A 21,679-nucleotide genomic window follows, 5' to 3' on the forward strand; every position below is an offset into this window, starting at 1 on the left:
AGCCCCATGAAAACCACCGCACAGGCCGTCGTGATCGGCGGCGGCGTCGTCGGATGCAGCGTCCTTTATCACCTGACCAAGCTGGGCTGGTCCGACGTCATGCTGCTGGAGCGCTCCGATCTGACCTCGGGCTCCACCTGGCACGCGGCGGGCGGGTTTCACACGCTGAACGGCGATACCAACATGGCCGCGCTTCAGGGCTACACCATCCGCCTTTACAAGGAGCTGGAGCAGATCACCGGCATGTCCTGCGGGTTGCATCACGTGGGCGGCGTGACGCTGGCCGACAATGCCGACCGTTTCGACATGCTGCTGGCCGAGCGGGCCAAGCATCGCTACATGGGCCTCGACACCCATATCGTCACGCCCGAGGAGATCGCGCAGATCGCGCCGGTGACGAACACGGACGGCATCATCGGCGGCCTTTACGACCCGCTAGACGGGCATCTGGACCCGTCGGGCACCACCCACGCCTATGCCAGGGCCGCGCGCATGGGCGGCGCGGCGATCCACACCCATTGCATGGTGCGCGAGACGCGGCAAAGGCCCGACGGCACATGGGACGTGGTCACCGACAAGGGCACGGTGCATGCCGAGCATGTGGTCAACGCCGGCGGCCTCTGGGCGCGCGAGGTGGGCGCGATGGCCGGCGTCTACCTGCCGCTGCACCCGATGGAGCATCAGTATATCGTGACGGATGACGTGCCCGAAATCGTCGCGCGGGAGGCCGAACATCCGCATGTCATGGACCTGGCGGGCGAATCCTACCTGCGCCAGGAGGGCCGCGGCCTTTGCATCGGGTTTTACGAGCAGAAGGCCCGCCCCTGGGCCGTCGACGGAACGCCGTGGGATTTCGGCCACGAACTGCTGCCCGACAACCTCGACAAGATCGAGGACAGCATCGAATTTGCCTATCGCCGGTTCCCGGCGCTGGGGCGGGCGGGTGTCAAATCGGTCATTCATGGCCCGTTCACCTTTGCCCCCGATGGCAACCCTCTGGTCGGGCCGGTGCCGGGGCTGCGCGGCTATTGGTCCGCCTGCGGCGTCATGGCGGGGTTCAGCCAGGGGGGCGGCGTTGGCCTGATGCTGGCGCAATGGATGACCCAGGGCGAATGCGAGCGCGACGTCACCGCGATGGACGTGGCCCGCTTCGGCGACTGGATCACGCCGGGCTATACGCGGCCCAAGGTGGTCGAGAACTACCAGAAACGGTTTTCCGTCAGCTACCCGAACGAGGAACTGCCCGCCGCGCGCCCGTTCCTGACCACGCCGATGTATGACGTGCTGAACGATCTTGGCGCGGTCTGGGGCCAGCAATACGGGCTGGAGGTGGCCAACTATTTCGCCCAAGGCGATGAGCCGCGCTACGAGACGCCCAGTTTCCGCCGCTCGAACGCGTTCGAGGCGACCGCGCGCGAGGTCCGCGCCGTGCGCGAGGGCGTCGGCATCAACGAGGTGCAGAATTTCGGCAAATACCTGGTGACGGGGCCGGGGGCGCGCGCGTGGCTGGACCGGCTGATGGCGGGCCGCGTGCCGCAGCCGGGGCGCCTGTCGCTGACGCCGATGCTGTCGCCGCGAGGGCGGCTGATGGGCGATTTCACCATATCGTGCCTTTCGGACACGGCGTTTCAGCTGACCGCCAGCTACGGCGCGCAAGCCAACCACATGCGCTGGTTCCAGGGCCACGAGGCGCCGGGCGTGCATGTGGAGAATGTCAGCGACCGGCTGACCGGCTTCCAGATCGCGGGGCCGAAGGCGCGCGAGGTGCTGATGGCCTGCACCCGCGATGCTGTATCAGACATGCGCTTCATGGACCTGCGCCATGCGGCCATCGGCATGGCCGAATGCCTGGTTCAGCGCGTCAGCTATACCGGCGATCTGGGATACGAGATCTATTGCGATCCGATGGCGCAGCGCGCGCTGTGGCAGACGCTTTGGGACGCGGGCCAAAGCCGCGGGATGCGCCCATTCGGGATGCGCGCGATGATGTCGCTGCGTCTGGACAAGTTCTTTGGCTCGTGGCTGTCCGAATTCTCGCCCGATTACACACCGGGCGAGACGGGCATGGACCGCTTTATCGCGTGGTCCAAGAACAGCGATTTCATCGGCCGCGCTGCCGCCGAGGCCGAGCGCGCCAAGGGCGCCGCGCGCAAGCTGGTGGCGTTCGAGGTGGATGCGGATGACGCCGACGCCCACGGCTACGAGCCGATCTGGCTGGACGGCAGCGTGATGGGTTTCGTCACCTCGGGCGGCTATTCGCACCATGCGGGCAAATCCATCGCGCTGGGGCTGATCCCGCGCGACATGGCCGAGCCGGGCAAGACCGCGCAGATCGAGATACTGGGCCAGATGCGCGACGCGGTGCTGATCACCGCGCCGCTTTTCGATGCGGACGGCGCGCGGATGCGCGGCTAGCGCGTGTCGCCCGTATATCGCGGCCGGATCCTGAGCCAGATCCCGTCCTTGCCGCGCACTGTCAGATGCGCCACCGGCATCGCCGGGCGGTCCGGCGCCGTCTCAAAGCGAAAGGCGCGCAGCAGCATGGCCAGTATCAGCGGCCCCTCGATCATCGCAAAGCCCGCACCGGGGCAGACGCGCTGCCCGGCCGAAAAGGGAATGAACGCCTCGCGCAGGCATTTGCGCCCCGCCTCGGTGCCATAGCGCGCGGGATCGAACCCGTCGGGATTGTCCCAGATCCGCTCGTGCCGGTGCAGGTGCCACGGGCTGAGAACCACCTGACTGCCCGGCGCGATGGCCCGGCCCCGAAACGCCTCGGGGCAGCGGGCCTGCCGCACCATCATCGGCACGGGCGGATAAAGTCGCAGGGTTTCGCGAAAGACATCGCGCGTCAGCGGCAGCTTGCCCATATGCGAAAATTCCGGCGCGCCGCCACCGAATGCCGCCTGCGCCTCGTCCGCCAGCCGGTCCTGCCAGTCGGGATAAAGCGCCACCAGATAGAGCGCCCATGCCAGCGCCGATGCGCTCGTCTCGTGGCCGGCGAGAAAGAAGATGGCGACCTGATCGACCATCTCCTCGGTGTCAAAGCGCTGGTTCGTCGCCGGATCGGGCGTTGTCATGATCTTGGTCGCCAGATCATCGGGCGCGCCGCCCGCCACGATCTGCGCCATGCGTTCGGTCGTCAGTTGCCGGATCAGGCTGCGGATCACATGCGCGGTCCGGCGCGTGGCGCGGCTGTGCGGGCGCGGCAGGCAGCGCGGCAGCGGCACAAGCGCCGCCAGATTGACCACCGGCTGGCTGCGCTGATGGGCACGGAATTCGTTGAAGACGCGCGCGGCGATCTCGTTCTGGATCGGGATTGAAAACAGCGTGCGAAAGATCACGTCGGCGGCGGCGTGGCTGGCCTCGCCCTCGATATCCTGCGGCGTGCCGTCCGCGATGGCGCCCAGCCGCGCGACCGCGCCCTGCCCCGCATCGCGCATGGCCGGAAACACATGGCGCAGGCGCCCGCCCTCGAAGGCGGGATCGATGATGCGGCGCTGACGCTTCCACGTCTCGCCATTGGTGACGAAGACCGAATTGCCCAGAAGCGGCGTCAGCCCCTCGCGCACGCGCATGGATTTGGGGAAATCATCGGGCCGCTCCTTCAGCACGAGGTTCACCAGATCCGGCTGGTTGCACAAGTAAGAGCGGAAGAACGGGGTGCGGAATTCGGCCATCCACGCGCGGTAAAGCCGCGCAGGCTGCGCCGACAGGATATCGGCGCGGAAAAGGCGCAGATAGCGCCACATCGACACCCGGCCGGGCCGTGACGGGGGCTTGGGCGGCTGGATCATGTCGCGATGTCCGTGAATTCATTGACCGGCTTCTCGATCCGGCTGGCCGAGGGCGCACGGCCCGCGAACCGCTGGCCCAGCGTCATCGGGCCTGCGGTGATGCGGAAATAGTCATAGTCTCCGGGCCGGTCGAAGGCGCACAGATATTGGAAATGCAGGCGAAAGAACTTCCACCGCAATTCGCGCCAGCGCGCGGCGCTCAGCGTTTGCGTAAACGCCGCCGAGATCACCAGCGGCCAGCGTTTGCCCGGCGGCGCAACGCCGCTGACGCTTACCGGATCGCACAGCGCAAAGGCGCAGCCGTCGCCCGGCGCGGTCACATCGACCCATGCCAGCGCCTCCGACGCCGCCAGATAGGCCAGATCCGCGCGCAGCCGATGGGCGCCCCGCAGGAAGGACACCATCGGCACCACCTGCCCCAGCGTGAGCAGCGACAACGCCGGGCCGTCTTCGGGCACGCGGCCAGCGCGGATCAGATCGGCGAGAATGGACACTGCCAGATGCGCGCCCGAGGAATGGCCGACGATCAGAACCTCGTCCACGTCGCCTTCGAGCGCGGTAGCGATATCGTCTGCAAACTCGGCCATCCGCGCCTCAAGCGCTGGCGGATTGGCGCCGCTGTGGCGCGCGGAAAAGGCGTAGTCGTGCATCAGGTAATACGCATAGAATCTGCCGTCCTTGCGTTTGAACCAGCGCAGCACCGTTCGCGCCACGAAGAACAGCGCGCTTGCATAAAGAACGAAGGCCACCAGCGCCGCTCCGCCGCTCGACAGCGGCAGATGGGCCGGAACCAGCGCCAGCGCACGGCCTGCGCCGTGACCCAGCCCCAGTGCGACGGCAAGCTGAACTAACAACATCCCTACCGGGTAAAGCGCGGCGATCACCGGCCCCTTGCGCAGCCGCATGAGCCGGAAGAGCGCGCCGCTTGCGATATAGATACATGCGGTCTGCAGCAGTTGCAGATAGGTGGCGGGAATCGTGTGGCTCATCGACGCGCGCACGATGTCGGACCAGACCAGCACGTCGACCTCGGCCCGCGCCTCGGCGCCGTCCATGCGCGCCGTCACGTGCCAGCCATAGCGCCCGCCACCGCCGCGCGCGGCAAGGCTCAGCTCATAGCCCGAAATGGCCGCCTGCGCCGCGCCTTCCTTGCGGTAAAGCTCGCGGTAGCGGCGCGGATGAATGGGATCGTAGCCGGGTATGTAGAACACGCGCCGCCGCGCCGCGCGCGGGGCGCTGGCATCACTATTGCGGGCGGGGCTGGTCGTCATGCGCGGATATCCGGGGCTGCCTGTCGGGCGCACATGCTGCGGGATGATCAGGGCAAGAGTATGTCCGCCCCGCAATCAGCCCAGCACGGCCAGCGCCGGGAATGTCTCCAGCAGCCAGAAGGCGAAGGCCGAAAAGCCGCCCGTCAGCATCATCAGCCCGATCGTCCACAGCAAAAGGCCCATGATCTTCTCGATCCGGTCCATGTGCCGCTTCATCCAGCCCATGAAGCCGGTCAGGCGCGGCAGGAACGCGGCGACGAGGATGAAAGGCACGCCAAGGCCGATGGCGTAGACCGCCAGCAACATGGTGCCGCGCGTGACCGACGCCTCGCTTGCCGCAAGGCTCAGAATGGCGCCCAGTTGCGGACCGATGCAGGGCGTCCAGCCGAACGCGAAGGCAAGGCCGAGGATATAGGCGCCAAAGGCACTGCCGCCGCGATCGCCCGCGTCCATGCGCATCTCGCGGTCCAGGAAACCGATGCGCAGGATACCCAGGAAATGCAGGCCGAACACCATGACCAGCACCCCCGCGATTGCGCTGAGCGTCGATTGGTATTGCAAAAAGGCCAGCCCAAGCGCGGACGCGGCCGCGCCGAGCAGAAGGAAGATTGTCGAAAGCCCCAGGACGAAAAACACCGCCTGAAGGACCGCGCGGCGCCGCGACGCGCCCCCCTGCTGGGACAGATCCTGCAGCGTCACGCCGCTCATATAGGCCAGATAGGGCGGCACGATGGGCAGCACGCAAGGGCTGAGAAACGAGAGCGTGCCCGCCAGAAGCGCCACGACCATCGCGGGAATGAGGCCCGCATCCATGATTTCGATTCCGAACATGAGCGAGGCTTAGCGCATTGATCGCACGGCGTCACGCGGCGCAATGTCACAAGGCTGTGGACAGATGCGAGGGGGCCGATTATCTGGAAATATATGGAAAAAATCGATGCGATCGGGCTTTTGTGCCCCCTGCCCGTCCTAAAGCTGCGCAAGCGCATGGCGCCGCTCGCGCCCGGCGCCGAAGTCGAGCTTTGCGCCGACGATCCGGCGGCGATGATCGACGTGCCGCATTTTTGCAATGAGGCCGGTCATACGCTGGTCTCGGTGGACGAGGCCGGTGCGCATTCGCGCTATCGGGTGCGCAAGGGCGGCTGACGGTCCTGCGCCTGCACCGGGCAGCATTGGAAAACGGCGCGATCCGCGAGGATCACGCCGTTTTTTTGAGTATTTTCGCCAAGATGAAGACCGGCGCGCGGCAGGCCCGGCGCGCGGCGGCGCCGGGGGCTGCGGTGGGTTAAAGCGTTTCGCCTCTCGCTGATCGCTCAGGTTAAAAGCGAAATGCTTTAGCGGCCGAGCGACCACCAGCCCTTGCGCTTGGGCTTTTCCGGCTCGGCCTCGGGCTGAGGCGTGGCCTCTGCGGTGGAGGCCGCTTCAGGCTCTTGCGCCGGTTGCGCGTCCGAAGGCGCCGACGCGGGGGGCGCGGCGGTCTCTGGCGCGACGTCGGCGACAGGCGCGGCCTGCGGCTGATCGGCGGCCTCGGGCATCGGCATGGGCTGAGGCTCGGCCTCGGTTGCCGGGGCTTCGGTGGTCACTGCCGGGGCGCTGTCTGCCTTGCGGGTCCGCGGCTTGCGCGCGGGTTTGGGTTTGGGCGCATCCTCGGCCGCCGGGACGGCTTCGGGCGCTGTATCCGCGTCCGCCTTCTTGGCGCGGGGTTTGCGTGTGCGCTTGGGCTTGGGCGCCTCTTCTTCGTCGGTCGCGGCGCCGTTCGCGTCGGCTGCGGCGGCGACCGGCTGGGGCGCGTCATCGCCGTTCTGGGCAGGCGCATCCGCACCGTTGCCGCGCCGGGTGCGATCCTCCTCCTGATCATCATCGGAGTCATCGGAGGCGTCATCGGAATCGTCGCTATCGCCGCCGTTGTCGTCGCCGTTCTGCGATCTGGAGGACGATTTGCGGCGGCGGCGGCGGCGGCGCTTCTTGGGCTTGTCGCCGTCATCCTCGCCATTGCCGCCATTGCCGTTCGATTCGTTTCGCGTCTGGCTGCCCTCGTCGCTGTCGGCGTCATCATCGGCGGGCAGTTCGTCGGGATCGGCCTCGGTCTCGCTGTCGATATCCTCCATCAGCGTGCTGTCGGCCGATACCACGCGCACGACCTGCTCGGGCACGGCGCGGGTGGCTGTCTTGAACTTCTCCAGCGAGAAGTCGGGGCTGATGAGGCTGGGATCGCCCTCGATGCGCACCGACATGCCATAGCGGACCTCGATCTGGCCGACGCGCTCGCGCTTTTGGTTCATCATGAAGTTGGCGATGGCAACCGGCGCGCGCACCAAGACCTCAAGCGAGCGGCCCTTGGTGCCCTCTTCCTCGACCTGGCGCAGGATGTTCAGCGCAAGGTTGTCGTCCGAGCGGATCAGGCCGGTGCCGTGGCAGGACGGGCAAGGCTGCGTCGTCGCCTCGATCATGCCGGGGCGCAGGCGCTGGCGGCTCATCTCCATCAGGCCAAAGCCGGAAATGCGGCTGACCTGGATGCGCGCGCGGTCGGTCTTGAGCTTGTCCTTCATGCGCTTTTCGACGGCGGCGTTGTTCTTGCGCTCGTCCATGTCGATGAAGTCGATGACGATGAGGCCGGCAAGATCGCGCAGGCGCAGCTGGCGGGCGACCTCCTCGGCGGCCTCAAGGTTGGTCTTGAGCGCGGTTTCCTCGATCGAGCCTTCCTTGGTGGCGCGGCCGGAGTTGACGTCGACGGCGACAAGCGCCTCGGTCACGCCGATCACGATATAGCCGCCGGATTTCAGCTGAACCGTCGGGTTGAACATCGAGTTGAGGTAGGATTCCACCTGGAAGCGCGCGAAAAGCGGCATCGTGTCGACGTAATGCTTCACGTTCTTCGCGTGGGACGGCATGATCATCTTCATGAAGTCCTTGGCGATGCGATAGCCGCGCTCGCCCTCCACTAGAACCTCGTCGATCTCGCGATTATAGAGGTCGCGGATCGAGCGCTTGATCAGATCGCCCTCTTCGTAGATCTTGGCGGGCGCGATGGATTTCAGCGTTAGTTCGCGGATCTGCTCCCACATGCGTTGAAGATACTCGTAATCGCGCTTGATTTCCGGCTTGGTGCGCTTGGCGCCTGCCGTGCGCACGATCAGGCCCGCGCCCTTGGGCACGTCGATCTCGTTGGCGATTTCCTTCAGCTTCTTGCGGTCGGGCGCGTTGGTGATCTTGCGGCTGATGCCGCCGCCGCGGGCGGTGTTGGGCATCAGGACGCAATAGCGACCCGCCAGCGACAGATAGGTGGTCAGCGCCGCGCCCTTGTTGCCGCGCTCTTCCTTGACGACCTGGACCAGCAGGATCTGGCGGACCTTGACGACCTCCTGGATCTTGTACTTGCGCGCGCGGGGCTTGCGGGGCGGGCGGATATCGTCGTGGCTGTCCTCGTCGGCGACGACCTCGATATCCTCATCCTTGTCGGCAGCATCGTCGATGCTGTCGTCGGTGTCGTCATCGCGGCGCGAGCGGCGGGTGCGCGATGTGCGGCGCGGCTTGCGCGGGGCATCGTCGTCGCTGTCGCTGTCGTCATCATCGCTGTCGCCGTTATCGCCATTGGATGTGTCCGGGCCGCCATTGGGCTCTTCCACGGGCGTTTCGGCGACGCGGTCCATGGGCGAGGTGCCTTCGTCGACGTCGAAATCGATCGTCTCCATTCCCGAAACGTCGGACTGCGTTACCGCATCCTCGTCCGAGCTGGTCTTTTCGGCCTTGGAGCGGCTGCGCCCGCCGCGCGAGCGGCGCTTGGACTTGTCGCCATTCTCTTCCTCGGCCTCCTGGGCCTCGGCATAGGCGCGCTCTTCTTCCATCAGCGCCTCGCGGTCGGCGATGGGGATCTGGTAGTAATCGGGGTGGATTTCCGAAAACGCAAGGAACCCGTGACGGTTTCCGCCATAGTCGATAAAGGCCGCCTGAAGCGACGGCTCGACGCGGGTTACCTTGGCGAGATAGATATTTCCGGCAAGCTGCCGTTTGTTTTCGGACTCGAAGTCGAATTCCTCGACCTTGTTTCCGTCCACCACCACGACGCGGGTTTCCTCCGCGTGGGTGGCATCGATAAGCATTTTCTTGGCCATGTTGTCCGTTCGCATCCGGGCACGCGCAGCCGCCCCGGTGGGGCGGCGTCGTGCAGGGGATGTCTGATTGTGGCGAGGCTGCGCACGCATGCGGGGGCGCCATGTCGGCCCCCCGGCGGAGTGTTTTCCTGTGTTGCGCGCGTCATCGCGTTTGGTCTCCGGCGCCGCGTGCGGCGCCCATGATATATCCGAAGCGCTCCCGTGGGGCGGCCCGGCGTTAAGGCGGCCCCCTTGCGGGTGGCCTGATCGGTCTGCCCGAACGTGCCGGCCTTTGCGCCTACACTCTGTCCGAAACAGCGAAACTCATGTGGCAAGACGCATTTTCGGGCGTTTATCCACATTGGCACAGTAATGCGCCATGGCCCCCAATGACAATGGGCAAAATACCCGAAGAGCGCGCGCCAAGTGCAGGCGCTGCCCGGCGCCGCAGGACGCCGGGCCCGGTCCGGCCCGGCGCATCGCCTGATTTCAAAGGTAATCGGAGCGTTGCAGCGCGTATTTCGCCATCTTCTCATTCAGGGTCCGGCGCGGCAGGCACAGCTCGTCCATGACGGCGGCGATGCTGCCCTTGTGGCGGCGCATGGTGTTGTCGATCAGCATCCGTTCGAACGCCTCGACATATTCCTTGAGCGGCTTGCCTTCGGTCGTCATTACCGGCTGCATGTCCTGATGATCGGACATGAGGAGCGACACGATGGTGCCCGACCCGCGCCGCGATTGAAGCACCGCCCGCTCGGCCACGTTGAACAGCTGGCGCACATTGCCAGGCCACGGCGCCTGAAGCAGCTGGGCCGCCTCCTGCGCGCTGACCTGCGGCGCATCACAGCCGTAATCATCGGCGAACTGGTCGGAGAACCGGGTGAAGAGCGTCAGGATATCCTCGCCGCGCTGGCGCAGCGGCGGCACGGTGATCCGCAAGCTCGCCAGACGATAGAACAGATCGGAGCGCAGTGCGTCCTCGGATGTCTTGCCCTCGTCCTGCAGGTTGCTGATCGCGACCAGCCGCGTCTCGGGCGGCGTTCCCTCCTCGTTCAGCCATGTCAGCAGGCGCGCCTGCAAACCGTCGCTCAGCGCCTCGATATCCTCCAGCACCAGCGTGCCGCCGCGCGCCTCCTCGACGGCCGGAAGGCGGCTGTCCTCGGGGTTCATCGGGCCGAAGAGGCGTTTTGACAGCTGCTCCTGCTCGTAGGCGGCGCAGGAGACCAGCACGAATTTCTTGCCCGCGCGCGCGCCGACGGCATGCAGCGCATGGGCGACCAGCGTCTTGCCGGTGCCCGTCTCGCCGTCGATCAGGACATGGCCATCAGCCTGCCCCAGATCGAGAATGTCCTCCTTCAGCCGCTCCATCACGGGGCTGGAGCCGATGAGCTTTTTCATCAGTTGGCCGCCATCCGAAAGTTCCCGCCGCAGCGCGCGGTTGTCCAGCGTCAGGCGGCGGGCATGGGTGGCCTTCTTGGCCAGTTCGGTCATGCGGTCGGGGTTGAAGGGCTTTTCCAGAAAATCATAGGCGCCGACGCGCATCGCCTCGACCGCCATGGGCACATCGCCATGGCCGGTGATCATGATGACCGGCAAGGTGCTGTCAGTGCCCATCAGCTTTTTGAGGAACTGCATCCCATCCATGCCGGGCATGCGGATGTCGGTGACCACGATGCCCGGATAATCGGGGCCCAGAGCCTTCAGCGCATCCTCGGCGCTGGGAAAGGTTTCGGTGTCATAGCCAGACAAGGCCAGCCATTGGCTGATCGACTGGCGCATGTCCTTTTCGTCATCGACAATCGCAATCTTCATCGCATTGGCCATCCGCTTTACTCCGCTGCACGGGTTTCTTCATCCAAGATAGGCAGGCGCATCTCAAATACAGCCCCTCCCGCCGCCGCGTCGCGCGCGGTCAGCCGTCCGCCAAGGTCGTTCACGATCCCCGACGAAATGGCAAGCCCCAGACCCACGCCCTCGCCCGGCTCCTTGGTGGTGTGAAAGGGCTCGAACAGGTTGTCGATATCCTTCAGGCCATGCCCGTTGTCGCGCACCGTCAGCACGGCCATGGAGCCCGCGGCCAGAACGATGTCGATCTGCGCCTCGTCGACGGTCTGCGTGGCATCGAGCGCGTTGCGCAGAAGGTTGATCATCACCTGCTCGATGCGCACCCGGTCGCCCATCACCATCACCGGCTCGTCCGGCAGGCTGCGGTTGATGGTGACGCGCCGCTGGCGCAGCTGCGGCTCCATCATCGCCAGCGACGAGGCCAGCGCATCGCCTATATTTACAGGCTCGAACGTGTCCCCGGTGCGGCGCGCGTAGGATTTGAGCTGCTTGGTGATCGCGCCCATACGCTCGATCAGATCGTCGATCCGCTGGAAGGACGAGAGCGTCTCGTCCGGGCGGTTGCGCGTCAGCAAAAGGCGCGCGCCGGCCAGGTAGGTCTTCATCGCCGCCAGCGGCTGGTTCAGCTCGTGACTGACGGCCGCCGACATCTCGCCCAACGCGGCCAGTTTGGAGCTTTGGGCCAGCGTCTGTTCGGCCACGGCAAGGTTTTCCTGCACGCGCTCGCGCTCGGCGATTTCCCGCTGCAAGCGCAGGTTCAATGCGCGAAGCTCTGCCGACTCGCGCTGAAACAGGGCCATGCGCACGGCGGTCTTGCGGTTGAGGAAATAGAACGCCAGCGCCAGCAGAATCGCGAACCCCATGATTTCGAGCGCAAGGAACCCGTTCACCTTTTCGCGCACGCTGTCATAGGTGGTGAAGTTGGCGATGCGCCAGCCGCGAAACGCCACGCGGCCCGACACCCGCATCACCGCCTCGCCGCCCAGATAGGCATCGGGCGGGATTGTCGTCCAGTCGGCGGTGGCCTGCAGCGCGCGCTCGATCGCGCTGCTGACGGGCTGGCGTGCCAGCGCCTCGGCCTCGGTCAGGCCGCGCCAGCGCGGCTCGGTCGACAGGATGATCCGGCCCTCGCTGTCGGACACGATGACGGCGTCGGAGATGCCCGCCCAGGCGCGCTCGTATTTGTGCAGGTCCACGGCCACGAGGATGACGCCGATCAGCGCGCCCTGGCTTTCCACGCGGCGCGAATAGATGAACTCGAACCGCCCCGTGTCATTCTGGAGCAGCGTAAAGATCGTGTCCTTGGCGCGCAGTGCATCGACGTAATAGGGCGATGTGCGGTGCGATTCGCCCAGCGTGTTGCGGTCCGTGGCGGCCACCGTGCGCCCGTCCTTGTCCAGCAAGGTCAGCGATGCGGCGCCGATCTCGTCAACGAAGGAAATCAGGCGCTGCGTCGATTGCGAATAGTTGCCCGAATTCAGCGCCGCGATCAGCGCCGGATCGCGCGCCAGAAGCTGCGGGACGATGGCGTTCTGGCGCAACTCGCTCAAAAGGTTGCCGGAATAGAGCACGAGGCGCAGCTCGGCCCGGTTGCGCGTGTTCTCGGTAAAGCGGTCCGTCAGCAGCCGGTTGGTGACATAGACCGTCCCCACCGCCAGCGCCGTCATCACGATCAGCGCCAGCCGCACCCACCAGCTGTTGGAGCGCACGACGCGCTTCAGCTTCTCACGCCGCTCCGGCGTGGTCGTCGGTCGCTGTGCAATGGGGGGCGGCGTGCTCATGTATCGAGGTTACGGCGGGGACGCGCCTGTCTCAAGGCTCTTGGCCCCGTCTAGGCGTGTGCCAGTTGATCGACCAGCCCCGCGAACATCGCCGCGCCGTCCGTGCCGCCATGGGCGGGCTCGGCCATCCGCTCGGGATGGGGCATCATGCCCAGCACGCGGCGGTTCTGCGACAGGATGCCGGCGATATCGTCGGCCGAGCCATTCGGGTTGCGCGCGTAGCGGAACGCGATGCGGTCCTCATCCTTGAGCGCGGCCAGCGTTTCGGCATCGGCGTGATAGTTGCCGTCGTGATGCGCGATCGGCACCGTGATCGTCTGGCCCGCCTCGTAACGGCAGGTGAACGCGCTATCGGCGGTCGTCACCGTCAACGGCACGGGGCGGCAGATGTATTTCAGCGCCGCGTTGCGCAGCAAGGTGCCGGGCAGAACGCGCGTTTCGGTCAGGATCTGAAACCCGTTGCAGATGCCCAGCACATATCCGCCCCGCTCGGCATGGGCCTTGACCGATTGGCAAATCGGCGAGTTGGCGGCAATCGCGCCGCAGCGCAGGTAATCGCCAAAGGAAAACCCGCCCGGCACCGCGATCAGATCGACGCCCTGCGGCATCGCGGTATCCTTGTGCCAGACCATCGTGACGCGCGCCCCCGCGCGGCTGAGCGCCACGGCAAGATCGCGATCGCAGTTCGATCCGGGAAAGACGACGACAGCGGCATGCATCAGAGGATCTCCACCCGGTAGCTTTCAATCACGGTATTGGCCAGCAGACGCTCGCACATATCATTTATAGTGGCCTCGGTAGTGCCGTCCTTCAAGTCCAGCTCGATCACCTTGCCCTGGCGCACGGAATTGACGCCGTCAAACCCGAGCGATCCCAGCGCGTGGCGCACCGCCTCGCCCTGCGGGTCCAGAACGCCGGTCTTGAGCATGATGTAAACGCGCGCTTTCATTGGCTGTATCCTTGGGTAGAGACGTGAAAAATCAGTTGATCAGCGTGGGCCGCGCCATCGGAGTGGCCCCTTTGGGCAATACGCCAAGACGCTTGGCCACCTCGGTATAGGCATCCGTCAGGCTGCCCAGATCGCGGCGGAACACGTCCTTGTCCAGCTTCTGGCCGGTCTCGATATCCCACAGGCGGCAGCTGTCGGGGCTGATTTCATCGGCGACGATCAGGCGCTGGAAATCGCCGTCATAGACGCGGCCGATCTCGATCTTGAAGTCGATCAGCTTGATCCCGACGCCGTACATGACGCCCGCGAGGAAATCGTTCACCCGCAGAGCGAGCGACAGCATGTCGTCCAGATCCTGCTGGGACGCCCAGCCAAACGCGGCGATATGTTCCTCTGTGACCAGCGGATCGCCCAGCTTGTCGTCCTTCAGGCAGTATTCGACGATGGGACGCGGCAGCTGCGTGCCCTCCTCCAGCCCCAGACGCTTGGCCATGGTGCCGGCGGCATAGTTGCGCACGATCACTTCCAGCGGAATGATCTCGACCTGGCGCACCAGCTGTTCGCGCATGTTCAGACGCTTCAGGAAATGCGTCGGCACGCCGATATTGGCCAGACCGACCATGAAATATTCGCTGAGGATGTTGTTCAGAACGCCCTTGCCCTCGATCACGGCCTTTTTCTCGGCGTTGAAGGCGGTGGCGTCATCCTTGAAATACTGGACAATGGTGCCCGGCTCGGGGCCCTCGTAAAGGGTCTTGGCCTTGCCTTCGTAAATCTTCTTGCGACGTGCCATGCTGAATCTGCCCTTGCCTATGGGGAGTCGGCCCCGATCTGCGTTACTGGGGTATGTAGATCATGGCCCGCCCTGCCGCAAGCACACTGCGCCTCTTGCGATCACGCGCGCGCGGCGCCATATCTGGAGGAAGATCCACTCAGAACGATCCAGCGAAGGGACACCCACAGATGAATACATTCAAAGACCGCGAAACCGCCTTCGAGAACAAGTATGCCCATGACGAAGAGATGAAATTCAAGGCCGAGGCACGCTGCAACAAGCTGCTGGGCCTGTGGGCCGCCGACCTGATGGGCAAGACCGGAGACGAGGCCGACGCCTATGCGCGCGAGGTCATCAAGGCCGATTTCGAGGAAGCCGGGTTCGAGGATGTCATCCGCAAGGTCGCGGGCGATCTGGGCGACAAGGCCGATCCCGACACGATCCGCGCCAAGCGGGCGGAACTGATGGCCGCCGCCAAGGCGCAGCTTGTCGCCGAGAACTGAAGCGCCCCGGCGCGGCCTGCAGGATATGCATTTGCGGGCCGCGCCGCCGCATGACACAACGCGCGCATCAATCAAACGGATGGCCCCATGAGCAACGCACTTTCCCGCATGATGTCGCAGCGCGACTGGATCCTCGCCGATGGCGCGACAGGCACGAACCTGTTCAACATGGGTCTTGAATCGGGCGACGCGCCGGAATTCTGGAACGAAAAGCACCCCGACCGGATCACCACGCTGTACAAGATGGCGGTGGATGCGGGCAGCGATCTGTTCCTGACCAACAGCTTTGGCGGCAACGCCTCGCGCCTGAAGCTGCACGGTGCGCAGAAACGCGCGCGCGAGCTGTCGCGCATGTCCGCCGAGATCGGGCGCGAGGTGGCCGACCGCTATGACCGCCCGGTGATCGTGGCCGGATCGGTCGGCCCGACGGGCGACATCATGGCGCCGATGGGCACGCTCACGCATGAGCTGGCGGTCGAGATGTTCCACGAGCAGGCCGAGGGCCTGAAAGAGGGCGGCGCCGATGTGTTGTGGCTCGAGACGATCTCCGCGCCCGAGGAATACAAGGCCGCCGCCGAGGCGTTCATGCTGGCGGGCATGCCATGGGTCGGCACGATGAGTTTCGATACCGCCGGGCGCACGATGATGGGCATGACCTCGTCCGGGATGGCCGACATGGTGGAGACGCTGGATCACAAGCCGCTGGCCTACGGCGCCAATTGCGGCGTCGGCGCGTCGGACCTTCTGCGCACCGTGCTGGGCTTTGTCGCCCAAGGCTCCGAGCGGCCCATCGTGGCCAAGGGCAATGCCGGCATCCCCAAATTCGTGGACGGGCATATCCATTATGACGGCACGCCGGACCTGATGGCCGAGTATGCCTGCCTTGCGCGCGATGCGGGCGCCACGATCATCGGCGGCTGCTGCGGCACCATGGCCGAGCATCTGACCAAGATGCGCGAGGCGCTGGAGACGCGCCCGCGCGGGCCGCGCCCGACGCTGGACCAGATCACCGAGACGCTGGGCGGGTTTTCCTCCGATGTGGACGGCACCGGCGACAATGCCCCTGCCCCGCGCCGCACCCGCCGCCGGGGCGGCTGAGCGCTAGAACAGCGACAGCTGATCGCCCGCCTGCGCAGGCGGGCCGAACAGATCCGTGCGCAGATCGGGCAGCTTGCGCGCGTATCCATAGCGGCGCAGGGCCGCGGCAAACCTCTGTGCGATCATATCGGCATAAGGACCGGTGCCGCGCATGCGCGTGCCGAACTGGCTGTCATAATCCTTGCCGCCCTGCATGGCGCGCACATGGCCCATCACGCGTGCCGCGCGATCGGGAAAATGATCCTCCAGCCATTCCACGAACAGCGGCGCCACCTCCAGCGGCAGCCGCAGCATGACCCAGCTGGCCGCGATGGCGCCCGCATCGCGCCCGGCCCTGAGCAGCCCCTCGATCTCGTGATCGGTCAGCCCCGGAATGATCGGCGACGTCATGATGCGCGTCTCGATCCCCGCCTCGCTGAGGCTGCGGATCGTGGCGAGCCGCCGCTGCGGCGTGGGCGCGCGCGGCTCCAGCCGGCGCGACAGGTCCGCGTCCAGCGTCGTGACCGAAATGCCGACACGCACAAGGCCCCGGCGCGCCATGTCCGACAGGATGTCGATGTCGCGCTCGATCAGCGTGCCCTTGGTCACGATGGCGACGGGATGGCCGAAATCGCGCAGCACCTTCAGGCAGTCCCGCAGGATGCCATGCTTTTTCTCGATCGGCTGGTAAGGGTCCGTATTGGTGCCGATCGCGATGGTGCGCGGCGTATAGGCGCGGTGCCGCAACTCGCGCGCCAGCACCTCGGGCGCCTCGGGCCGCGCGATCAGCCGCGTCTCGAAATCCAGCCCCGCGGACATGCCCAGCCACGCATGCGTGGGCCGCGCAAAGCAATAGATGCAGCCATGCTCGCACCCGCGGTAGGGATTGATCGAGCGGTCAAACGGCAGATCGGGCGAGCGGTTATAGGTGATGATCCGGCGCGGCACCTCCAGCGATACCTGCGTGCGCAGCGGCGGCGCCTCCTGCAGGTCCCATCCGTCTGTCTCATACGCGGTCTCGCGCGCCTCGAACCGGCCCGCCGCATTGCTGCGCGCCCCGCGTGCGGGTCGCTGCATGCCGAACGGAAAGGTCTGGTGCTGCGCCATGCAGCCGCTTATAGAACAAACTAGGAACATATGCAAGAACACCATAATGAATATGCATATTTCGAACCTTCCCGCGCCGAATTGCCCGGTGTAAGTCGGTTCAAGCGCGGCCAGTGTCGCAATTCGCCTAGTGCTTGACGCGCGAATTGACGAAATGGAGCGTATGAAACACAGCGGGCCTGCGGGCCCTGCGATAGCCGGGGGTTTGCACCATGTCGGAAGACCAAGACGACATCATCCTTTCCGAACTGGACGATGATGAGCTGGTCCAGCAGATGTTCGACGATCTCTACGATGGCCTCAAAGAGGAGATCGAGGAAGGCGTGAACATCCTGCTGGAGCGGGGCTGGGCGCCATATGACGTCCTGACCAAGGCGCTGGTCGGCGGCATGACCATCGTCGGCAAGGATTTCCGCGACGGGATCCTGTTCGTGCCCGAGGTGCTGCTGGCTGCCAACGCGATGAAGGGCGGCATGTTCATCCTCAAGCCGCTGCTGGTCGAAACCGGCGCGCCGCGCGTCGGCAAGATGGTCATCGGTACCGTCAAGGGCGACATCCACGACATCGGCAAGAACCTGGTGGCGATGATGATGGAGGGCGCCGGCTTCGAGGTGGTCGATCTGGGCATCAACAACCCGGTCGAGAATTACCTGAACGCGCTGGAAACCGAAGGCCCCGACATCCTGGGCATGTCCGCCCTGCTGACCACCACGATGCCCTACATGAAGGTCGTCATCGACACGATGATCGAACAGGGCATCCGCGACGATTACATCGTTCTGGTCGGCGGCGCCCCCCTCAACGAGGAATTCGGCAAGGCCATCGGCGCCGACGCCTATTGCCGCGACGCGGCCGTGGCGGTGGAGACCGCCAAGGAATGGGTGGGCCGCAAGCACAACCAGGGCGCCACGGCCTGAGACCGGCAGCGCCCTCAACAGCTCAAAGCGGCCCTCCCCTTTCGGCGGGCCGTTTTCGCATCCGGCCCGGCGCCAACGCCCGGCGCACTGGCGCAAATGGCCCGATCCTGCCGCATTGACGCATGACATCGGCCGGGGGCCCGCGCTACACTCGCCCCATGAAACACCACCGCGATATGCCATGACCGATCAGCCCCCCGCACCGCGCCTCGATCTGCCAGCCGATGACGTGCTGACGGAAATCGGCATGGACGCCCCGCGCAGCAGCGCCTCGCGCGTCCTGCTGATCGCCTGCGGTGCGCTCGCGCGCGAGATCCTCGCGCTGATACGTCTGAACGGGTGGGATCACATGACGCTGGTGTGCCTGCCCGCCAAGCTCCACCTTTATCCCGACCGCATCGCCGACGCGGTCGAAGAGGCGGTGCTGAAAAACCGCGACCATTTTGCGCGGATCTTTGTCGCCTATGCCGATTGCGGCACCGGCGGGCTGCTCAAGGCGCGCTGCGATGCACTGGGCGTCGAGATGATCGAGGGTCCGCATTGCTACAGCTTTTTCGAGGGCAACGACAGTTTCGGGCAGCACGAGGATGAGATCACGGCCTTCTACCTCACCGATTTCCTCGTCAAGCAATTCGATGCCTTCGTATGGAAGCCGATGGGCCTCGACCGTCATCCCGAATTGCGGGACATGATCTTCGGCAACTACACCAAACTGGTCTATCAGGCCCAGACCGAAGACCCGGCCCTGCGCGCCAAGGCCGAAGATTGCGCGCGCCGCCTCGGCCTTGAATACGAGTATCGCTTCACCGGCTATGGCGATCTGAAGACGGCCCTCGCGGCGGTGCCGAAACCGGGCGGCGAAACGCGTTAGGCGCGCCGCTCACGCAGCGCGCCCATGCTTCATCTTGGGAAAAATACTCAAATACCGCCGCTGCGACACGCGCGCGGCCAGCGGTTTCTGGGCGGCCTCAGGCGTTGGCTTCGCGGATCTTGTCCGCCGCCGCCTTGTCATAGGTGACGCCGTTTTGCTCCAGCAGGGTGTCCAGTTCGCCCGACAGGGTCATCTCGGTGATGATGTCGCAGCCGCCGACGAACTCGCCCTTGACGTAAAGCTGGGGGATGGTCGGCCAGTCGGAATATTCCTTGATCCCCTGGCGGATCCCTTCGTCTTCCAGAACGTTCACATCGCTGTAATCGATGCCCATGAAGTTCAGCACACCGGCCACGCGGCTGGAGAAGCCGCATTGCGGCATTTCCTTGGTGCCTTTCATGAACAGAACCACGTCCTTGGATTTGACGGTCTCGTCGATCCGGGTCTTTGCATCTGTCATTTCCGTCTCCGTTTCCAATCGCGGCATCCTTGGCCGCGCGGCCCGCAGATCATGCAGGCCATGTTTCAGCAACCCTGCCAAATCCGCGCATCCACCCGGATGCCGCGATTTCGCAGGATGTCATCGATCAATCGGGCGCCCGCGTCGTCAGGGCCAGCGCGTGCAATTCGCCCGCCGGGCCGTCCATCTTGCCCTTGAGCGCGGCATAGACGGCGCGTTGCTGCTGGACGCGGTTCATCCCCTTGAAGGACGGATCGATCACCTCGGCCGCGAAATGCGCGCCGTCATTGCCCTGCACGCTCACGCGCGCCTCGGGAAATGCCTCGCGGATCATCGCTTCGATATCGGTGGCGAGAATGGCCATCGGCGCCCTCCTGTGCAGCAAGTCCCCCTTGATGTAGAGCGCCACCGGGCCGAGTGCAAGATGCCTGCGCCCCAAACCGCGCCGCTGGCCAGACGCGCAGGCAGGCCACGCGCCGACGCAGTCAGATATCGTCGCCCCGCCGCGTCAATTCGTCGATCAGACTGCGCTGCAGATCGCCGCTGTCACCGCCGCCGAACTGCAGAGCGCCGCCGGAATAGAGCGTGCCGTAGGTTTGCGCCAATGTCGCCACCTGCGCCAGCCCGGCAATCAGGTGGTCCTTGTCCAGCGTGGGTAATGGATGCACGAAAACGGACCACAGGATACCGCGCGCGATCGCATAGCGGCCATCCAGCGCCGCGTCGAAATTGGCCTGCATCAGGCGCGTCAGATCAGCCGCCTCCAGCCCGTCGGTGCTGCGGATCGGCACCATCGCGCGCAGCCTGCCGGCCTCGGCATCCGCCGTCAGCAGGACGATCTGCCCGCCGACAATCAGCCGCCAGCCCTTGCCGTGACGCGTCGCGTCCGGATCGAGCGCCGCGACGATCCTGCTCAGCCGTTCCGCGGTCATGGGCCGCATGATTGCGCCCGCCTCGCCTGCCGCGCGCTCGGCTGTCGCCGCGTGCACCGGCGCCCCCGGAAATACCAGCGCCGCCCAGATCGCCAGCACGAAAATACTACGCATCACGCCTCCTCACCCCCCGTTCAGATGCATGCCTTCGCGCGGACCCTGCCATTGAGCGCGTGCGATTCCCAACAGCTTGTGTAAAATTTTACCCAAAACATCCCGATCTGTGCCGCCTTGCACGCACCGCGCCGCGGCATCATTATGGCCGCGCAACCCATACGGGCAGGCCACATGAACCACGCGACCACCTGGGGCCTTGTCTCCACCATCAAGGCGCCGGCACAGGCGATACTGAACTTTGCCGCGCATCATCTGGATATCGGCGCGCACCGGATCCACGTCTTTCTGGACGAGGATTGCCCGCCGGCCCGCCATGCGCTGGCCGCGCATCCGCGCTGCAGCGTCACGGTGACCGATGACGCCTATCGGGCGAAGCGGCGCAAGCGCCCCGATGCGCACCAAGCGCGCCAGACGGTCAACGCAACGCGCGCCTATCGCCGCAGGCCCGGCGTGGAGTGGCTGGGCCATATCGACGTGGACGAATTCCTCGACCCGTCCGTGCCCCTGGCGGAGCAGCTGGGCGCCCTGCCCGCAGCCGCGCGCACCGCCCGCATCCGCCCGATCGAGGCGCTGGCCCCACTGCCGGGCGATGAGAATGATGGCGGCACATGGTTCAAGGCCTGTCATCCGCGCCAGTCCCCGCGCAACGCGCAAACGCAGGAGATATACCCGACCTACGGCGCCCTTCTGAACGGCGGTTTCCTGAGCCATGTCGCCGGCAAGATCTTCGTGCGCACCGGGCAGGAGGGGGTCAGCCTGCGCATCCACAACGCCTTTGACGATGGCGGCAAGATCGAGAATGAGCATGAGCTCACGCAGACGCGGCTCTGCCATTTCCACGCGCCCGGTTGGCAGGATTGGCAGCAGAGCTATCGCTACCGGCTGCAAAGCGGATCGTATCGCGAGGGGTTGAAGGGCGCCGCTAGCCTGCCGATGACGATGAACGCCCTTTTCCGCGCGATCGAGGCCGACGGCGGCGAGCCGGCGTTGCGTGCGTTCTTCGACGAGGTCTGCACCGCCACGCCCGCCTTTCGCGCACGGCTGGATGCGCATGGCCTTCTGCACCGGGCCGATCTGGATCTGGACGCCAAGCGGGCCCGCCATTTCCCGGATGCCGCCTGATCCGCCCACGGCGTCCTGCGGCGGCAACAATCGCCGCATGGCGCCATTTGATTGACCATTCACCCCG

Annotated in this window: 20 protein-coding genes; 7 read left to right on the forward strand and 13 right to left on the reverse strand. The window is 65.5% G+C overall.

Annotated features, from left to right (window positions below):
* The first annotated feature begins 6 nt into the window (after positions 1-6).
* Positions 7-2,415: a GcvT family protein gene (locus DC366_RS02560; protein ID WP_108690833.1), complete on the forward strand. Its 2,409-nt coding sequence runs from the start codon at positions 7-9 to the stop codon at positions 2,413-2,415.
* On the opposite strand, the gene DC366_RS02565 is transcribed toward DC366_RS02560, so the two are convergent.
* From DC366_RS02565 to DC366_RS02575, 3 genes are all read right to left on the reverse strand, one after another.
* Positions 2,412-3,794 (reverse strand): cytochrome P450, encoded by a 1,383-nt coding sequence (locus tag DC366_RS02565; protein ID WP_108690586.1) that lies wholly within the window; start codon positions 3,792-3,794, stop codon positions 2,412-2,414. The two genes, DC366_RS02560 and DC366_RS02565, sit on opposite strands and share 4 nt — an antisense overlap.
* Positions 3,791-5,065, reverse strand: coding sequence for a hypothetical protein (locus DC366_RS02570; RefSeq protein WP_108690834.1), 1,275 nt, complete (start codon positions 5,063-5,065; stop codon positions 3,791-3,793). The genes DC366_RS02565 and DC366_RS02570 overlap by 4 nt, the downstream gene beginning before the upstream one ends.
* Before the next feature lie 75 nt (positions 5,066-5,140).
* Entirely contained in the window at positions 5,141-5,896 is a 756-nt protein-coding gene (locus DC366_RS02575) for a cytochrome c biogenesis CcdA family protein (RefSeq protein WP_108690587.1), read from the reverse strand.
* Positions 5,897-5,989: 93 nt separating this feature from the next.
* Between DC366_RS02575 and DC366_RS02580 the strand changes: the two genes are divergently transcribed.
* Positions 5,990-6,211, forward strand: coding sequence for a sulfurtransferase TusA family protein (locus DC366_RS02580; protein WP_108690588.1), 222 nt, complete (start codon positions 5,990-5,992; stop codon positions 6,209-6,211).
* Positions 6,212-6,399: 188 nt separating this feature from the next.
* Here DC366_RS02580 and DC366_RS02585 read toward each other — a convergent pair whose 3' ends face one another.
* The 6 genes from DC366_RS02585 to purC form a co-directional block, all read right to left on the reverse strand.
* Positions 6,400-9,177 (reverse strand): Rne/Rng family ribonuclease, encoded by a 2,778-nt coding sequence (locus tag DC366_RS02585; protein WP_108690589.1) that lies wholly within the window; start codon positions 9,175-9,177, stop codon positions 6,400-6,402.
* Between the two features lie 468 nt (positions 9,178-9,645).
* Entirely contained in the window at positions 9,646-10,980 is a 1,335-nt protein-coding gene (locus DC366_RS02590) for a sigma-54-dependent transcriptional regulator (protein ID WP_108690590.1), read from the reverse strand.
* Between the two features lie 5 nt (positions 10,981-10,985).
* Positions 10,986-12,782 (reverse strand): sensor histidine kinase, encoded by a 1,797-nt coding sequence (locus DC366_RS02595; RefSeq protein WP_108690591.1) that lies wholly within the window; start codon positions 12,780-12,782, stop codon positions 10,986-10,988.
* Positions 12,783-12,832: 50 nt separating this feature from the next.
* Positions 12,833-13,501, reverse strand: a complete 669-nt coding sequence (gene purQ, locus DC366_RS02600) for a phosphoribosylformylglycinamidine synthase subunit PurQ (protein WP_108690592.1) — start codon at positions 13,499-13,501, stop codon at positions 12,833-12,835.
* Positions 13,501-13,731 carry a phosphoribosylformylglycinamidine synthase subunit PurS gene (gene purS, locus DC366_RS02605; protein ID WP_108690593.1) on the reverse strand — a complete coding sequence of 77 codons (231 nt, stop codon included), beginning with the start codon at positions 13,729-13,731 and terminating at the stop codon, positions 13,501-13,503. Before purS ends, purQ begins: the two co-directional genes overlap by 1 nt.
* Positions 13,732-13,762: 31 nt before the next feature.
* A complete protein-coding gene (purC, locus tag DC366_RS02610) occupies positions 13,763-14,524 on the reverse strand; it encodes a phosphoribosylaminoimidazolesuccinocarboxamide synthase (protein WP_108690594.1) in 762 nt (253 codons plus the stop codon).
* A gap of 170 nt (positions 14,525-14,694) precedes the next feature.
* Between purC and DC366_RS02615 the strand changes: the two genes are divergently transcribed.
* Positions 14,695-15,009 (forward strand): DUF1476 domain-containing protein, encoded by a 315-nt coding sequence (locus DC366_RS02615; protein ID WP_108690595.1) that lies wholly within the window; start codon positions 14,695-14,697, stop codon positions 15,007-15,009.
* 87 nt (positions 15,010-15,096) lie between these two features.
* The gene (gene bmt, locus DC366_RS02620; RefSeq protein ID WP_108690596.1) at positions 15,097-16,107 is read left to right on the forward strand and encodes a betaine--homocysteine S-methyltransferase; all 1,011 of its coding nucleotides are present in this window, start codon (positions 15,097-15,099) and stop codon (positions 16,105-16,107) included.
* A gap of 3 nt (positions 16,108-16,110) precedes the next feature.
* Here the strand turns inward: bmt and DC366_RS02625 are convergent, their stop codons facing one another.
* On the reverse strand, positions 16,111-17,193 hold the full coding sequence (locus DC366_RS02625; RefSeq protein WP_243405009.1) for a PA0069 family radical SAM protein: 1,083 nt from the start codon (positions 17,191-17,193) through the stop codon (positions 16,111-16,113).
* Positions 17,194-17,405: 212 nt separating this feature from the next.
* On the opposite strand from DC366_RS02625, the gene DC366_RS02630 reads away from it, so the two are divergent.
* A complete protein-coding gene (locus DC366_RS02630) occupies positions 17,406-18,110 on the forward strand; it encodes a corrinoid protein (RefSeq protein WP_108690598.1) in 705 nt (234 codons plus the stop codon).
* Positions 18,111-18,291: 181 nt separating this feature from the next.
* Entirely contained in the window at positions 18,292-18,981 is a 690-nt protein-coding gene (locus DC366_RS02635; protein WP_108690599.1) for a DUF1638 domain-containing protein, read from the forward strand.
* 97 nt (positions 18,982-19,078) lie between these two features.
* On the opposite strand, the gene grxD is transcribed toward DC366_RS02635, so the two are convergent.
* The 3 genes from grxD to DC366_RS02650 all read right to left on the reverse strand — a co-directional run bounded on the left by grxD (position 19,079) and on the right by DC366_RS02650 (position 20,487).
* Positions 19,079-19,441, reverse strand: coding sequence for a Grx4 family monothiol glutaredoxin (grxD, locus tag DC366_RS02640; RefSeq protein ID WP_108690835.1), 363 nt, complete (start codon positions 19,439-19,441; stop codon positions 19,079-19,081).
* A gap of 127 nt (positions 19,442-19,568) precedes the next feature.
* Positions 19,569-19,805, reverse strand: coding sequence for a BolA/IbaG family iron-sulfur metabolism protein (locus DC366_RS02645; RefSeq protein WP_108690600.1), 237 nt, complete (start codon positions 19,803-19,805; stop codon positions 19,569-19,571).
* A 121-nt stretch (positions 19,806-19,926) separates the two neighbouring features.
* Positions 19,927-20,487 carry a type III secretion system chaperone family protein gene (locus DC366_RS02650; RefSeq protein WP_133176159.1) on the reverse strand — a complete coding sequence of 187 codons (561 nt, stop codon included), beginning with the start codon at positions 20,485-20,487 and terminating at the stop codon, positions 19,927-19,929.
* A 174-nt stretch (positions 20,488-20,661) separates the two neighbouring features.
* Between DC366_RS02650 and DC366_RS02655 the strand changes: the two genes are divergently transcribed.
* Entirely contained in the window at positions 20,662-21,612 is a 951-nt protein-coding gene (locus tag DC366_RS02655) for a glycosyltransferase family 2 protein (RefSeq protein WP_108690602.1), read from the forward strand.
* Positions 21,613-21,679 lie beyond the last annotated feature (67 nt).

The sequence above is a fragment of the Pelagivirga sediminicola genome, from assembly GCF_003072125.1.
In the GTDB taxonomy this organism is placed as follows: Bacteria; Pseudomonadota; Alphaproteobacteria; order Rhodobacterales; family Rhodobacteraceae; genus Roseovarius; species Roseovarius sediminicola.

Bases quoted from the DNA above. Each gene is read 5' to 3' on its own strand.
- purC (WP_108690594.1), bottom strand. From the start codon at position 14,524: ATGGCACGTCGCAAGAAGATTTACGAAGGCAAGGCCAAGACCCTTTAC.
- DC366_RS02635 (WP_108690599.1), top strand. From the start codon at position 18,292: ATGACCGATCAGCCCCCCGCACCGCGCCTCGATCTGCCAGCCGATGAC.
- DC366_RS02570 (WP_108690834.1), bottom strand. From the start codon at position 5,065: ATGACGACCAGCCCCGCCCGCAATAGTGATGCCAGCGCCCCGCGCGCG.
- DC366_RS02580 (WP_108690588.1), top strand. From the start codon at position 5,990: ATGGAAAAAATCGATGCGATCGGGCTTTTGTGCCCCCTGCCCGTCCTA.
- DC366_RS02560 (WP_108690833.1), top strand. From the start codon at position 7: ATGAAAACCACCGCACAGGCCGTCGTGATCGGCGGCGGCGTCGTCGGA.
- DC366_RS02655 (WP_108690602.1), top strand. From the start codon at position 20,662: ATGAACCACGCGACCACCTGGGGCCTTGTCTCCACCATCAAGGCGCCG.
- DC366_RS02645 (WP_108690600.1), bottom strand. From the start codon at position 19,805: ATGGCCATTCTCGCCACCGATATCGAAGCGATGATCCGCGAGGCATTT.
- DC366_RS02565 (WP_108690586.1), bottom strand. From the start codon at position 3,794: ATGATCCAGCCGCCCAAGCCCCCGTCACGGCCCGGCCGGGTGTCGATG.
- DC366_RS02615 (WP_108690595.1), top strand. From the start codon at position 14,695: ATGAATACATTCAAAGACCGCGAAACCGCCTTCGAGAACAAGTATGCC.
- DC366_RS02630 (WP_108690598.1), top strand. From the start codon at position 17,406: ATGTCGGAAGACCAAGACGACATCATCCTTTCCGAACTGGACGATGAT.
- purQ (WP_108690592.1), bottom strand. From the start codon at position 13,501: ATGCATGCCGCTGTCGTCGTCTTTCCCGGATCGAACTGCGATCGCGAT.
- DC366_RS02590 (WP_108690590.1), bottom strand. From the start codon at position 10,980: ATGGCCAATGCGATGAAGATTGCGATTGTCGATGACGAAAAGGACATG.
- DC366_RS02650 (WP_133176159.1), bottom strand. From the start codon at position 20,487: ATGCGTAGTATTTTCGTGCTGGCGATCTGGGCGGCGCTGGTATTTCCG.
- DC366_RS02595 (WP_108690591.1), bottom strand. From the start codon at position 12,782: ATGAGCACGCCGCCCCCCATTGCACAGCGACCGACGACCACGCCGGAG.
- bmt (WP_108690596.1), top strand. From the start codon at position 15,097: ATGAGCAACGCACTTTCCCGCATGATGTCGCAGCGCGACTGGATCCTC.
- DC366_RS02575 (WP_108690587.1), bottom strand. From the start codon at position 5,896: ATGTTCGGAATCGAAATCATGGATGCGGGCCTCATTCCCGCGATGGTC.
- purS (WP_108690593.1), bottom strand. From the start codon at position 13,731: ATGAAAGCGCGCGTTTACATCATGCTCAAGACCGGCGTTCTGGACCCG.
- grxD (WP_108690835.1), bottom strand. From the start codon at position 19,441: ATGACAGATGCAAAGACCCGGATCGACGAGACCGTCAAATCCAAGGAC.
- DC366_RS02585 (WP_108690589.1), bottom strand. From the start codon at position 9,177: ATGGCCAAGAAAATGCTTATCGATGCCACCCACGCGGAGGAAACCCGC.
- DC366_RS02625 (WP_243405009.1), bottom strand. From the start codon at position 17,193: ATGGCGCAGCACCAGACCTTTCCGTTCGGCATGCAGCGACCCGCACGC.